The following is a 12926-nucleotide window of genomic DNA, read 5'->3' as shown; positions in this document are numbered from 1 at the left end:
ACAAAGTTACGACCCCGGGCAGGGCGAAGTGCCCGCCCCGGCTGTTTCTTCGGCAGCCGAAGCTTCTGCGCCGCGCCCAGGCCGCGGCAACGGCCTGGACGAGCCCGAAAACCGCCGCGCCCGGCAGTGGAAACGCATCGTGTTCTGGGGCAAAATCGGGGTCACGCTGCTCACGCTGGGGCTGCTGTATAATTCCATTTTCGCCGCGCCCGACACGGCGGCGGCCTGGCGGCACCTGCTCAGCACCACGCTCAGCGGGGCAGGGCGCGGCCCGGTGCTGCTGGCCCTGGCCTTGGTGCCTGCCAACTGGGGCCTGGAGGCCTGGAAGTGGTACCGCCTAGCCCGGCACCTGGAGCCCGTCACGTTCGGGCGCAGCTTCCGGGCGGTTCTGGTGGGCCTCACGCTGGGCTTCGCCACCCCCAACCGGGTGGGCGACTACGCCGGCCGCATCATCGAGCTCAAAAGCCGCCGGGTGAGTGCGCTGGGGGCCGTTTTTCTGGGGCGCTACTGCCAGTTGGTGGCCACGGTGCTGGCGGGCGTGGCGGGCCTGCTGTACTTCCTGCTGAAGTTTTACCTGAACGGCTACCCGGCGGCCGGGCTGGGCGTGGCGGCCTCGGCGCTGCTGCTGAGCGGGCTTGTGCTGGTGCCGTTGTACCGGTCGCGGCTGCTGCTGGCGGCGCTGGGCGTGTGGCGGCCGTTGCGGCGGTTCCGGCCGGCGCTGGCCATTATGCCCACGTATCCGGCCACGGCACTGCACGCGGTACTGGCCATTTCGGGACTGCGCTATTTGGTGTTCTGCGCGCAGTTTATGCTGCTGCTGGCGGCGTATGGCGTGGGCGGGCCGTTGGGGCCGGGGCTGGCTGCGGTAGCGGGTACGTTCTTTTTGAAGTCGCTGGTGCCCTCGCTCAATGCCCTGGCCGATGTGGGCGTGCGGGAGCTGTCGGCCACGCATTTGTTTGGGCTGTTGGGGCAGCCGGCGCTGCCGGTGCTCTCGGCCAGCCTGAGCTTGTGGGTTATCAATATTGCCCTGCCCAGCGCGGCCGGCCTGCTGCTGGTGCCCGGCTTGCGGGTGTTGCGCGAGAAGCGCGCCGGGAAATGATGGTAGCGGTTGGAGTTGCCTTGCTGGTGCTGCCGGCGCTGTACGCGGCGCTGATGGGGTGGCTGCGCGGCGGGTGGGACGCTTCCCTTAATGAAGAATTGGGAGTGAAGAATAAAGAATTGGGGCCGCCTGATAATTCCTCATTCCTCATTTCTCATTCCTTGTTGAGCGAAGCGCCGACTTTCTCCATCCTCATCGCCGCCCGCAACGAGGCCGAAAACATTCCCCAGCTCCTGCGTGACCTCGCTGCCCAAACGCTGCCGGCCGCCCGCTTCGAAGTCCTCATCGCCAACGACCACTCCACCGATGCCACCGCCGCGCTGGTAGCGGCCGCCGCTCAGGAAACTAGCTTTACGCTGCGCCTCATCGAGCTGCCCACTGGCCAAACCGGCAAAAAAGCCGCCCTACTCAAGGCCCTGCACGCGGCCCGCGCCCCCTGGCTGGTGTGCACCGATGCCGACTGCCGCCTCGGCCCCGGCTGGCTGGCGGCCTACGCGGGGCTGCTGGCCCGACAGCCGCAGGCCAATTTCATCAGCGGCCCGGTGCTGCTCACGGGGCCGGATACGCTTTTTATGACACTCATGGGGCTGGAATTTGCCGGCTTGGTGGGCGTGGGGGCGGCCTGCCTGGCCCGCCAGCAGCCCACCATGTGCAACGGGGCCAACCTTGCCTACCGCCGCGCCGCCTTCGACGCTGTGGGTGGCTTTGCGGATAACGCCCACCTCGCCAGCGGCGACGACGAGTTTCTGCTCCACAAAATCCACGCGGCCTTTCCCGGCACGGCCCATTTCCTGACCGCTGCCGCTGCCATTGCCCGCACAGCCGCGCCGCCTTCGCTGCGGGCGCTGCTGCGGCAGCGGGTGCGCTGGGCCAGCAAGTGGCGGCACTACCAAAGCGCGGCCTCGCGCAACCTGGCCCTGCTGGTGCTGGGGGCCAATGTGGCACTGGCCGCTGGTGCCGTCGTCCTGCTGAAATGGCCCGCCCTCTGGCCCTGGGTGCTGGCGGCCTGGCTGCTTAAGCTGGGCGGCGATGCCTGGCTACTGTGCCCGGTGCTGCGGTTTTTCGGGCGGCGGAAGTGGCTGTGGGGGCTGCTGCCGCTGCAGCTGCTGTACGCGCCGTATGCGCTGGCGGTAGGGGCGGCCGGCTGGCGCGGCGGCTACGAGTGGAAGGGGCGGGCGGTGCAGTAATTGAGAGCATGTGACGGGCGGAAATCAGCGTCAAAAAAGATGCTCCCGCGGGCTTGGAAGGTAAATTTGCCGCACATATATTCCACCTAAGCCCAACGCGTTATGCGCTTCAATTCGGTTGGTTTCGCCCTTTCAGTCGGCATGCTCTTGGTCGTCGTGCTCATTGGTTTCACCCTGTTGAGCGCCGCCGGGCTGGTGGGCTTTTCGGCCGATGATGCCGAGGCCGCGCGTATCGAAACTGAAAAGCCACTGGTTGAACGTAACTCTGCCTTGCCACAAGTGGCCGTTAGCCTGTCACGCCCGGTGTCCGGTTCGGAAGCGGCCGAAGTAGCGGCGGGCGACGCCCTATTTAAAGGCAATTGCGCCCAGTGCCATGCGGTGAATGAGCAGGTGGTAGGCCCGGCGCTGGCCGGCATCACCAAGCGCCGGCCCATGAGCTGGATTTTGCCGTGGGTGAGGAATTCCAGCAAAATAGTGGCCAGTGGCGACGACTATGCCGTGGTGCTATTCACCAAATTCAACAAGCAACAAATGCCCTCTTTTGCGCTGTCGGATAAAGAAATTGCTTCGATTGTAGCCTACATCAATTCGGAAGAATCGGCGCACATGGTCGCGGCTACGGTCGCAGCTCGGTAACACCCAAGTCGCTGGCTGGCTACGTCAGGCCGGAGCTGGGGCGTAGGTGCGCGACACAAAACCACTGAGGTAGAGGGCCTGCTGGCAGCCCGCGCGGCCAGGCTGTTTGTCGCGCCAGCCCGCTCAGCCAAGAGCCAGGAGCAGTGCTCGGAACTGGGGCATTGGCGGGCTGTGCACTCGGGGAGGGGGGCTTCAGCGCGCAACAGCTGCACTCCTTCGCCGCAATGCCTTATCAGGAGGCCGCCACGGGCTTTTCGTCGGCTACATACTCCAGCAAGTCACCCGGTTGGCAGTCCAAAGCTTTGCAGATGGCATCGAGGGTGCTGAAACGAATGGCTTTCGCCTTCCCGGTTTTCAGAATGGAAAGATTGGACAACGTCAAATCAACCCTTTCCGAAAGCTCGTTCAGCGAGATTTTTCGCTTCGCCATCATCACATCTAGGTTCACAACGATTGGCATAGCTTAAATGGTCAGGTCATTTTCCGATTTCATATCGATAGCATTCTGCAGTATTTTCTCGAATATGGCCGCTGCAGTGGCCGCCACCACCGATGCAAGGGTTGTGGCCATGCAAATGGCCAGGAAACCCGCGGGGTCGTCATTCTTGTCATGAAACAGCCTGATGTACACCCCGGCGGCCACAATTAACACACTCAGCACAAGTGCGCAGTGCTTGATGCTCCGCAAAGCCCCGACGGAGCCCGGGGAGAATACCTGGTTTTGGCCGATGTACCGAAGCAAGGTAAATGCTTTATAGAGCGCTACAAAAAAGGCGATGGAGGCGGCATAGCCATACAGAATGAGTGGGTCGGAATAAATGTGGACCAAATCCAGATTTGCCGCTCTGCCTTCGGTTAAGGGAAGTCGAATCAGAAGAGCAAGCATCACGCCGCCAATAAGCACGACGATAACCTGTAGAAATACCGTTGAGATTTTTTTCATGGCGGTTCATGATATAAGGTTCTATTGCAAACATAATAAAAATTTATTGCTTATCAATAAATTTTTGCCCCATATCAGATAAAGTAGATTCAGCCGTTGCTGTGTCGCTACTTTATATGTGGAATGCTCAGCGTGATGGTTCTGATTTTTTACCCCATAATTTCCCAATGCATCAGGCAGCCGTTGGGGGCAGGGATGCGCGCGTATGGACCCGCTCGGGGGCGGGCAAAATATTTGGCCAAGGCCCGGCCAGTGGAAAAGCAGGGCCCCGGTGCCGCTCCGCCGGCTTACATTTGCCCAAACGCCCCCAAGCGTCCGCTTTCTGCTGTGACTGACCCCGAATTCGACCTGCTCGACGAACTGTATTTCGTCACCCCGTTCCGCACGCTGCTTCAGAAAACCGGCCTGCCCGCCGCCGAGCTCGAAGACCAGCTCCGCACCTTGCTGGAGCAGGGCCTCATCCGCAGCTATTGGCCCGACCCCGACACCGAACTGGCCTACGAAACCACGTCCTTCGGCGCCATCGCCCGCGATGCGTCCTACCTGGCCTCGAAGGAAGGCCTGCTGCAACACAACACCCGCTAACGGTGGCGACGACGGCAGTACCGGTAGCACCCCCCACCACTGCGGCCGCCGCCCGGCCGCCCGGCTACTACGTGCGCCAGCGCCTGTGGCAAAATCGCCCCGCCGTGGCCGGGCTGGCCTTTATTGCCCTGTGCACGCTGGTAGCGCTGCTGGGCTACTGGGTGTTGCCCGACAATTCGCCCAACGCCAACCACGGCTTCGTCCAGATTCAGAAGGAGCGGCCCGGCTTGCGCGTACTGCTATTGCGCCAGCCCCTGCCCGATTCGGCCCGCACAGGCCTGGCCCCGGCCAACATCCTCAGCACCTGGCTGCGCGGCCGCGAGCCCGAAGTGCAGGAAACGCCCATCGGCGGCTACCAGTTTTCCGGCGATTCCATCATCCTCAAACCCCTGGGCCAGCACTCGGCCGAGGCGGGCCGGGCCCGGCGGCTGGCGCTGGCGGCCGTGACGGGCCACGCCGGCCCGGCGGCCGAATTGCAGCGCGAAATCAACGCCCGTCATCTCGTCACCCGCACCTACGCGCTGGGCACCGACAAAGCCGGGCGCGACGAACTGAGCCGGCTGCTGCTGGGCACGCGCATCTCGTTGGGTATCGGCTTGGTAGCGGTGCTGATTTCGGTGGTGCTGGGCATGGCCGTGGGCGCGGTGGCCGGCTATTTCGGCGGCTGGGTCGATTCCGTTTTGCTGGGTTTGATGACCGTGGTGTGGAGTATTCCCGGCATCATGTTGGTTATTGCCATTTCGCTGGCGCTCGATAGCAAGGGCGTGTGGGTCAGCTTTGTAGCGGTAGGCCTCACAATGTGGGTCGACGTGGCCCGCGTGGTGCGCGGGCAGATGCTCAGCCTGCGCTCGGCCACCTTCGTGGAGGCCGGCCGGGTGCTGGGGCTGCCCACGTCGCGGCTCATTGCGCGACACCTGCTGCCCAATATGCGCGGGCCGCTCATTGTGCTGGCTACTAGTAACTTTGCTTCGGCTATTCTGCTCGAGGCAGGGCTGAGTTTCCTGGGCCTGGGCGTGCAGCCGCCGGCTCCAAGCTGGGGCCTAATGGTGAAGGAAGGCTACGATTTGCTTGGCACCGAGGCGGGCCTGTGGCTCACACTGCTGCCCGGCACGGCCATTTCGCTGCTCGTGCTCAGCTTCAACCTGCTCGGCAACGGCCTGCGCGATGCCTACGACCCCAAAACGCCCGTAGCGGTGTAAGTTTGTGGTTCTGCGCCCTCATTTCCGGCGCATTGCTTACCTTGCTGTATGCCTGCTGTCGCTCCCAATTCTCCCACCGAACCACTGGCTGATTCTGCCGCTCAGCTCGCCCTGCGCGACGAGCAGCTGAAGCAGATGCGTCGCCAACTGCAACTCAAACAGTTCGAGCTGGATACGGTGCTGGGCGTGGCCCATGACATGACGGCCCGCGACCACTCCGTCGATGAGCTTTACCACATGCTACGCCTCACCCTGCAGGGCCAGCGCAACGTGGTGCAGCTGGTACTGTTTGCCCGCGAGGACAATCATTTTCGGGCCCGCCTCGCGCTGGGCTGCGACCTGGCCACGGCCGAAAAACTGACCCTTTCGCCCGCCTTGTTGGATGGCGAAGTGAGAGAGCCGCAAGCGGTGGAAGACCTGCTGCTCGGGCCAGCCTGGGACAAATACGAACTGGTGCTGCCCATTCTGCGGCAGCGCCAGGTGGTGGCCTACGTCTTTGTGGGCGGCCTGCGCACCGATTTCGACCGCCAGCAGCTCATTCCCTTCCTCACCTCGCTGGCCAACACGCTGATGGGGGCCGTGGAAAACCGCCGCCTGCAGGCCCAGCGCGTGGCCGATGCCGCCGTGCGCAAGGAAATCGAAATTGCGCAGGAGGTGCAGGCCATGCTTTTCCCACGCAAGCTGCCCAATGATGCCGATTTGGCCATCGAGCGCAGCTATGTGCCGCACACAGAAATCGGGGGCGACTACTACGATGTAGTCGAGATTGACGCTGACCGCCTGCTGCTGTGCGTGGCCGACGTGAGCGGCAAAGGCGTACCGGCCTCCCTGCTTATGTCAAACTTCCAGGCCGGCTTGCGCACGCTGCTGCGGCAAGGCGTGCCGCTGGCCACCATCGTGCCCGAGCTCAACCACTTGCTGTTCCGCAACTCGGGCGGCGAGAAGTTCATCACGGCCTTTCTGGGCATCTACAACCGCCGCACGCGCCGCCTGCAATACGTGAATGCCGGCCACAACGACCCGCTGCTGCTGGCCGATAACGGCACCGTGACCACGCTCAAAGACGGCACCGTGATGCTGGGCATCATGGAAGAACTGCCGCTGCTGCGGGTGGGCGAAATCAAAATTCCCAGCCATTCGCTGCTGCTGCTCTACACCGACGGCCTCACCGAAGTATTCGACGTCGAAAACAATGAGTTTGGCGAAGAAGGCGTGCTGGCCGTGCTGCACCGCAGCCGCTACCTGCCGCTGCCCAAATTGCACCAGGAACTGTTGCGCAGCATCAACGCCTTCAGCGCCCACAACGCGCAGTTTGCTGATGATGTGACGATTCTCAGCTGCCGGTTTAAGTAGGGCACCATGGCTCCTGCTTTTTTGATTGCCGAAATCAACCAACGGCTGACCACGGCCTTCGATGAACTCAATGATTGGTTTGCGGCCCCGGCCTTCCTGCGGAACTACCACCCGGCTAACGGCGGCTGGAACATTGACGAGATTCTCGAACACGTCGCCCTCACCAACCATTTTCTGCTTATCCTAATCGAAAAAGGGGCAGTTAAAGCGCTTAAAAATGCTCAAGGACTGGACTTGGCCACCGAACTAGCCGCCCGCCAGTCGGCGCGCGCACGTCTCGACGAGATTAGCCAGCCGGGGGCCTTCACTTGGATGCGGCCCGACCATATGGAACCGCAAGGGCTGAAAACGGGCACGGAAGTAGCAGCTACGCTTCGGAAACAATTGGCGCAGTGCCAGGCCGTGCTGGCCCGTCTGCCCAACGGCGAAGGTGTGCTATACCGCACCACGATGACCGTGAATGACCTGGGCAAAATGGACGTGTATGATTTCGTCTACTTCTTGGCTAAGCACGCCGAGCGACACCTAGCCCAAATTGCCAAAGTGGCAGATGAATGTAGCTTGCTAGGCTAAGCTTCCGTCACCGGTAATTCCGCCCCATCCTCCAGCCACGACTGCGCCCGCACCAGCAGAGCCAGGCAGATGAAAAATATCGGCCCAATCTTATCCACTTCAATCAGCTCATTGAGCGTGAGGTGGAAGATTATGACTACCAGCGACATCGACGCGGCCAGCACCACCCGGCGCACCTCCGGCTGTGCGCGGGAGCGGTGGTAGAGGTTTTCGGCGAATAGGAGGGAAGTAGCTATCAGCGTGACAAACAGCAGAAACCCCGGAATTCCCTGCTCGGCCAGCTGGAGCAGGAAGTAGTTGTGCGTGGTCGATTTTTCGGGGTTGTCGCTCACGTAGGTACGGAAGCTCTTCACCGTGTAGCGCTTGTACTCGGGGTAGAAAGTGGCCGCGCCGCTGCCGGTGATGGGCTTGTCTCCAATCATGCGAGCGGCGGCTACCCAACGGTACACCCGCTCCATGCCCGACACATCCTGCAATTTGTAGGTGGCTTCGAGGTGCTTTTCGAAGTTCTGGCCGTTAAAAACGGTGCGCTCATAGTTAGGCGCGAATTCCATGTATCGGTCGCCGGTCACCACGTAGGTCACGCCCAGCGTAACGCCCACGGCCACGGCCAGCAGCAGCACCCGCGTGAGTCGTAGGCGCATTACTAAGTAGAAAAGTCCCGCGATGGGCAACGACAGGATGGAAGCGCGCGTGTAGGAAGTGAGCAGGCCAAACAGCACAATACCCAGCCCTATGCGCCACGCCAGCCGCACACCACCCCGACTCGTGGCCTGAATTGCAAACCAGGCAAACGGCACCAGCAGCGCCAGCATGGCGGCATAGATAACGTGGTTGCGAAAAAACGGGTGCAGCGCCCAGTTAATTTCAGCAAAGCTGAAGCCCTTGGTGGCGTGGCGGCTGGCCACGTAGAGCACGCTCAGGGCGGCCCCGGCCACATACACCGCCGCAAAGCGCCAGGTTTCGTTCGGCCGCCGCACAATCAGGAGCGTGCCCAGCAGGAAGGGCACGATGTACCATGCCTTGGCCAGCAAATACTTGAAGGACTTGAGGGTGTCAACCGAAAACAGCAGGTCGACGCCCGTCCACAGCAGCATCAGGGCCAGAATGACCAGCAACGGGTTTAGCAGCTCGCGGCGCGGAATGTGGCCCACGCCCAGCATCAGGGCGCCCAGCACGCAGGCCGTGAGCACCAGCATCAGCGGCTCGGAGGGCACATCCATGCTCAAGCCGCCAAAAAGGCCGATTTCCTGCGAAAAAGGCAGCACGAAGAACAGCAGGTAGTAGAGCCAGCGCCATTCGACCAGGGCCACCAGCACGCCCACGGCCAGCAGCGCCGGCAGAAACAGCGCCGGCATCTCGGCCAGGGCCGCCGCCGCGCCACCGGCTAGCAACAGCCCCACAAACCCCATAAAGAGAAGTTGGGGAGTGTCGAAAGACCGCCAGAGCTGGCCCAGCCGCTCGTTCACGGGCGGGTTCACGCCGGGCGCACGGCCCCGGGCCGGTTGTAGCGGTACAGCTCCAGCAGCGCAATGAACACCACCGAAAGCGCGAAAGTGAGCAGCATGGAACCCAGCACGATAAGCGAGCGCACCGGCTTGAATTTCTTGGTGGCCGGGTAGGCCTTCTGCACCAGGTACACGCTCGAAAGGCGGCCTTTGATGCTTAGCTCCGCCGTTTCGAAAGCCGAGCGGGCGGCGATAAGGCGTCCCTGCAAGTCGGCCACGCGGGTCGTGAACATGGCCAGCGAGTCGGTACCCGCCACGTATTTTTCCAGGTTGATGAGGTTGCCCCCGTCGGCGCGGGTCAGGCCGCGGAGGCTGCGCTTGAGGCCGGCCACGTCGCCGCCGCTGGCTTCGGCCTTGCGCAGGGCGGCCTCGGTTTCGATGAGCTGCTTCACCATGTAGCGCCCTTGCATTTCGAGGCCGAAGATGCCGTAGCGGTGGCGGGCGCCCACCAGTTCGCGGCGGCTACGCTCGTAGCTGGTGCTCAGGTACTGGTAGCGCTGGCGGTAGAGGTTCAGGACGGTGCGGCGGTTCTCCAGCGTCAGCTGCTGATTAATCGAGTCAATGGCGTGGACCAGGGCATTGGCTACGGCCGCCGCCAGCTTCTTGTCTTTGTCCATAAACGTCAGCTCGATGGCGTCGCGCTCGTTGTGCACGATGCTCAGGTTGTTGCTGAACTCGCTTAGTACGAAGTTATCAACGGCATCATCGCCCGGTTCGCCGGCCTTATAGTGCTTATACAGGTTGAACTGCTTGATAATTATCTCGGCCACCGGTTGCGATTCGCCGATGGTGATGACGCGGTCCAAGTCTTCGGCCCGGCCACCGAGCTCCAGCTTGCTGCCCGACTGACTGCCCGGTTCCAGCAAGCGGTCAGGGTCAGCCGTTTGCGGATTGGTGGGGATGAATATAGCCGTGGAGCGGTACACATTGGGCAGCAGCAGCGCCACAATGATGCTCACAATGGCCGCCAGCGCCACGGCGCCGGCCACGAAATATTTCCAGCGGTTGATAATGGGCCCCAGGCCCACCAGCGAGAAAGAAGGTGCGGACATACAGAAAGGAAAACCGCTGGCTCTGCCTGCAAAAATTAGTTGGGCAGGGAGCGGGAAAGCGGCCGGCAAAGATAGCCGGAAAATCGCCCTTCATACCTAATAGTGCGGCTGCCCCGGCGCGGTGCGTAGCTTTGCGGGCCCCGCGCCACGCGCCGGGATGCATTTTCGAAATCTAGCTCTCCCTCCAGCATCAAACGGTTTTTCGGCAATATCAGCTTCGTCGTCCTGCTCAACCTGCTGGTAAAGCCCGGCTGGGTGGTGGTCGAAAACCTGGTGCAGGACCGGCTCGGGCACGCCACCTTCGGCCTCGTCACGGCGCTGTCGGCCCTCACGATGGTGGTAGCGGCCATTTCCGATTTGGGCCTGACGCCCTACGCCGTACAGCGCGTAGCGGCCGAGCCTAGCTTCATGGCCGAGACCTTTCCCACGCTGCTGCCCCTGCGCGGCGCCCTCAATTTTGTGGCCCTGGCCGCCATGCTCGTGGTGGGCTGGGTGCTGGGCTACCGCGGCCCCGAGCTGGCCTTGCTGGCGGCCGTGGGTGCGGCACTGCTGCTGGCCCAGTACGGGCAGTTTTTGCGCGGCACCCTCCAGGCCCACCAGAAATTCAACACCGACGCCGTGCTCTCGGTGGTCGAAAAATTCCTGTTGCTCGGGGCCGTGCTGGCACTGCTGCCGGTGGGCCTCACGCTGCCGCGCTACGTAGGGGCGCGGCTGGGTGCGGCGGCCTTCACCACAGTAATTCTGTATGGGCTGATGACGCGGTTTTTTGGCCGCGTGAAGTACCGCTGGAAAGGCCCCGTGGCCCGCACCGCCCTGCGCGCCAGCCTACCCTTCGCCCTCATGACGCTGCTCTACGGCGTGAACGAGCGCATCGACATGGTGATGCTCGAGCGCCTGGCCTCGCCCACCGAGGCGGGCTACTACGCCGGGGCCTACCGCTGGGTCGATGCCGTGATGATGTACGCCTGGACGGTGCTGCCGCTGTTTTTTGCCAAGTTTGCCAGCGTGCCGAAGGATGCCGGGGCCCAGCGTGAGCTGCTGCGCTTCGGGCAGCGCATCGTGACGCTGCCGCTGCTGTTCGTGGTGGCATTCATCCTGTTTCGGGGCGAGGTGGTGTTCTGGCAGTTCAAGCACAGCAGCCCGGCCGAAGTGGCCCGCATGACGCTCTGTCTGAAAATATTATTCATTAACGTGCTGGTCCACGGCTTCTTCGCTATTTATAGCACGCTGCTCACCAGTACCACCCACGAGCGCGCCGTGAGCTGGCTGGTGGCCCTCAGCATCGTCCTCAACATCGGCCTGAACCTGGTTTTTCTGCCTAAATTCGGGGCCGTCGCGGCTTCCGTCGATACCTTGGTTTGCGCGGCGGCGGTGTCGGTGGGCTACCTTGTGCTGGTGACGCGGCGCACCAGCGTGGGCGTGCCCGGGCGCCTGCTGGCCCGCCTGCTGCTGTGTTTCGGGCTGCTGTGCGGGGCGTGGGCCGGCCTGCAATACGGCATATACCTGAAATGGTGGCTGGAGGCGGGCATCATGGCCGTGGTATTTGGGCTGCTTGTGCTGGGCACCGGCCTGGTGCGCCGCAGCGAAATCAACCAGCTCATTCCGGGCAAAAAAGCATGACCTCTGCGCCGCTGCACATCGCCGTAAATACCCGCTTCCTGCTGCCCGGCGACCACCTCGAAGGCATCGGCCGCTTTACTTATGAGACGCTGGTGCGCCTCGTGGCGCAGCACCCGGAGGTCACGTTTCATTTCCTGTTCGACCGCGCTTACGATTCCCGCTACCTGTTCGGGCCCAACGTGGTGCCGCACGTGCTGCAGCCGCCGGCGCGGCATCCGTTCCTGTTTGTGGCGTGGTTTGAGGGCGCGGTGGCGGCGTGGCTGGCCCGGCACCGGCCGGCCGCTTTCCTCAGCCCCGACGGCTTTACGACGCTGAATACCAGCGTGCCCCGCGTCACGGTCATCCACGACCTGGCTTTTGAGCATTTCCCGCTCGATGTGGGCCTGCTCCAGCGCAAGTATTACCATTTTTTCTCGCCGCGTTTCGCCCGCGCTTCGGCGCAATTAGTAGCAGTATCCGAAGCCACGAAGGCCGACATCGTGCAGACTTACGGCATCGCGCCCGAAAAAATCAGCGTAGCCTACAACGCGCCCGCCGATTTATTTCAGCCCCAATCAGAAGTTGAGCAGCGGGAAATTCGCCGGAAATTCAGCCACGGGCAGCCGTATTTTCTGTTCGTCGGGGCCTTGCAGCCGCGCAAAAACCTGGGCAATCTGCTCCGCGCCTTCGACCAGCTCAAAGCCACCGGCGGCGCGGATGTGGCTGATGCGCAACTGCTCATCGTGGGCCGCAAAGCCTGGAAAGCCGGCCCCATCCTGGCTGCCTACCAGCAGATGCGCCACCAGAACGCCGTGCATTTCACTGGTCGCGTGGCCGATGCCGAGCTGGCCGGCCTCTACGCGGCAGCCCGGGCCACGGTGTACGTGCCTTATTTCGAGGGTTTTGGAATCCCCATTGTGGAGGCGCAGGCCAGCGGCTGCCCGGTGCTCACGTCGAGTGTCAGCTCGATGCCGGAGGTGGCCGGGGAGGGCGGGGCGCTGCTGGTCGACCCGCGTGATGTGGCCAGCATTGCCGCCGGCCTGGCCCGTTTGTGGAGCAATGCCGACCTACGCCAGCAGCTGGTGGCCCGGGGGCACGAGAATCTGAGCCGGTTTTCGTGGGCGCAGAGCGCCGAAGTGCTGTGGCAGTCGATAGAAAAGGCCATCCGCAATCCGTAGTATTTAGCGCGGCA

13 protein-coding genes are annotated in these 12926 nt (G+C 62.8%); 9 read left to right on the top strand and 4 right to left on the bottom strand.

The window, feature by feature from the left end; all coding sequences use genetic code 11:
- The first annotated feature begins 28 nt into the window (after positions 1–28).
- The 3 genes from ACYVM5_RS21400 to ACYVM5_RS21390 all read left to right on the top strand — a co-directional run bounded on the left by ACYVM5_RS21400 (position 29) and on the right by ACYVM5_RS21390 (position 2922).
- The gene (locus ACYVM5_RS21400) at positions 29–1099 is read left to right on the top strand and encodes a lysylphosphatidylglycerol synthase domain-containing protein (RefSeq protein ID WP_460620117.1); all 1071 of its coding nucleotides are present in this window, start codon (positions 29–31) and stop codon (positions 1097–1099) included.
- Positions 1096–2286, top strand: a complete 1191-nt coding sequence (locus ACYVM5_RS21395) for a glycosyltransferase (protein WP_460620116.1) — start codon at positions 1096–1098, stop codon at positions 2284–2286. Before ACYVM5_RS21400 ends, ACYVM5_RS21395 begins: the two co-directional genes overlap by 4 nt.
- Positions 2287–2388: 102 nt before the next feature.
- Positions 2389–2922, top strand: coding sequence for a c-type cytochrome (locus ACYVM5_RS21390; protein ID WP_460620115.1), 534 nt, complete (start codon positions 2389–2391; stop codon positions 2920–2922).
- Positions 2923–3154: 232 nt separating this feature from the next.
- On the opposite strand, the gene ACYVM5_RS21385 is transcribed toward ACYVM5_RS21390, so the two are convergent.
- Positions 3155–3382, bottom strand: coding sequence for a helix-turn-helix domain-containing protein (locus tag ACYVM5_RS21385; RefSeq protein ID WP_460620114.1), 228 nt, complete (start codon positions 3380–3382; stop codon positions 3155–3157).
- A gap of 3 nt (positions 3383–3385) precedes the next feature.
- Complete coding sequence (locus ACYVM5_RS21380) at positions 3386–3865, bottom strand: DUF2975 domain-containing protein (protein WP_460620113.1); 480 nt, start codon at positions 3863–3865, stop codon at positions 3386–3388.
- 327 nt (positions 3866–4192) lie between these two features.
- On the opposite strand from ACYVM5_RS21380, the gene ACYVM5_RS21375 reads away from it, so the two are divergent.
- From ACYVM5_RS21375 to ACYVM5_RS21360, 4 genes are read left to right on the top strand one after another with little or no spacing between them, the layout of a single operon-like run.
- Complete coding sequence (locus ACYVM5_RS21375) at positions 4193–4450, top strand: hypothetical protein (protein WP_198070155.1); 258 nt, start codon at positions 4193–4195, stop codon at positions 4448–4450.
- A 2-nt stretch (positions 4451–4452) separates the two neighbouring features.
- Positions 4453–5649 (top strand): ABC transporter permease, encoded by a 1197-nt coding sequence (locus ACYVM5_RS21370; RefSeq protein ID WP_460620112.1) that lies wholly within the window; start codon positions 4453–4455, stop codon positions 5647–5649.
- 48 nt (positions 5650–5697) lie between these two features.
- Positions 5698–7002 carry a PP2C family protein-serine/threonine phosphatase gene (locus ACYVM5_RS21365; protein ID WP_460620111.1) on the top strand — a complete coding sequence of 435 codons (1305 nt, stop codon included), beginning with the start codon at positions 5698–5700 and terminating at the stop codon, positions 7000–7002.
- 6 nt (positions 7003–7008) lie between these two features.
- Positions 7009–7575, top strand: coding sequence for a DinB family protein (locus ACYVM5_RS21360; protein ID WP_460620110.1), 567 nt, complete (start codon positions 7009–7011; stop codon positions 7573–7575).
- Here the strand turns inward: ACYVM5_RS21360 and ACYVM5_RS21355 are convergent.
- On the bottom strand, positions 7572–9044 hold the full coding sequence (locus tag ACYVM5_RS21355; RefSeq protein WP_460620109.1) for an O-antigen ligase family protein: 1473 nt from the start codon (positions 9042–9044) through the stop codon (positions 7572–7574). The two genes, ACYVM5_RS21360 and ACYVM5_RS21355, sit on opposite strands and share 4 nt — an antisense overlap.
- 8 nt (positions 9045–9052) lie before the next feature.
- A complete protein-coding gene (locus ACYVM5_RS21350) occupies positions 9053–10135 on the bottom strand; it encodes a GumC domain-containing protein (RefSeq protein WP_460620108.1) in 1083 nt (360 codons plus the stop codon).
- Positions 10136–10324: 189 nt separating this feature from the next.
- On the opposite strand from ACYVM5_RS21350, the gene ACYVM5_RS21345 reads away from it, so the two are divergent.
- Both ACYVM5_RS21345 and ACYVM5_RS21340 read left to right on the top strand, forming a co-directional pair.
- A complete protein-coding gene (locus ACYVM5_RS21345; RefSeq protein WP_460620208.1) occupies positions 10325–11755 on the top strand; it encodes an oligosaccharide flippase family protein in 1431 nt (476 codons plus the stop codon).
- Positions 11752–12912: a glycosyltransferase family 4 protein gene (locus ACYVM5_RS21340; protein ID WP_460620107.1), complete on the top strand. Its 1161-nt coding sequence runs from the start codon at positions 11752–11754 to the stop codon at positions 12910–12912. The genes ACYVM5_RS21345 and ACYVM5_RS21340 overlap by 4 nt, the downstream gene beginning before the upstream one ends.
- The last annotated feature ends 14 nt before the right edge of the window (positions 12913–12926 follow it).

The sequence above is a fragment of the Hymenobacter ruber genome (assembly GCF_054783255.1).
This window is presented reverse-complemented; position numbering and strand designations above follow the sequence as displayed.